Origin of the sequence: Mesorhizobium sp. M7A.F.Ca.CA.001.08.2.1 (assembly GCF_003998455.1) — a bacterium.
Classification (GTDB): Bacteria; Pseudomonadota; Alphaproteobacteria; order Rhizobiales; family Rhizobiaceae; genus Mesorhizobium; species Mesorhizobium ciceri.
This window is the reverse complement of sequence record NZ_RZPW01001357.1, coordinates 1-693: the sequence shown is the minus strand read 5'-3', so window position 1 is coordinate 693 and position 693 is coordinate 1. Positions and strand designations below refer to the sequence as shown.

At 64.8% G+C, this 693-nt stretch carries 1 protein-coding gene; it reads right to left on the bottom strand.

Translation table 11 applies throughout. From position 1 onward, the window contains the following. Positions 1–92: 92 nt before the first annotated feature. Positions 93–693: M24 family metallopeptidase (locus tag EN914_RS37360; protein ID WP_127389781.1), on the bottom strand; the 601-nt coding region annotated here is incomplete at its 5' end.

Below are 693 nucleotides of genomic sequence, written 5' to 3'. Positions count from 1 at the left end.
ACCCAAAAGTACGCTTCGCTCCGGTTCACGGAACCCATCGTTTTCGCTCGTCCTGACCTGAATCTCGACACGCCCTCGGCGCCTCAGAAAAATCAAATCTTCGCGTCGTGCGGCAGCGGCGCGGTGGCCTTCTCCAGCCAGGCCAGCGTTTCGCCGTCGAGCATCGGGCCGATCTCGGCCAGCACGCGCGCGTGGTACGAGTCCAGCCAATGCAACTCGTCACGCGTCAGAAGGTCCGACTGCACCAGCCTGGTATCGATCGGCGCCAGCGTCAGCGTCTCGAAGCCGTGCATGGCGATGTCGCCGCCCTCGATCTCTTGCGCCGGCGTCACCAGGATCAGGTTCTCGATGCGGATGCCGTAGGAGCCTTCCTTGTAGTAGCCGGGCTCGTTGGACAGCATCATGCCTTCGAGCAGCTTTTCGGTGCCGGTGCGGGCGATACGCTGCGGGCCTTCATGCACGGCCAGATACGAGCCGACGCCATGGCCGGTGCCGTGGGCGAAGTCGCAGCCGTGCTTCCACAGCGCCATGCGCGCGACGGCATCGATCTCGGAGCCGCGCGTGCCGGCGGGAAAGCGCAAGGTGGAAATGCCGATCATGCCTTTCAGCACCAGGGTGAAGCGTTCGCGCATCTCCTGCGTCGGCTGGCCGATCGGCACGGTGCGGGTGATGTCGGTGGTGCCGTCCTGATAC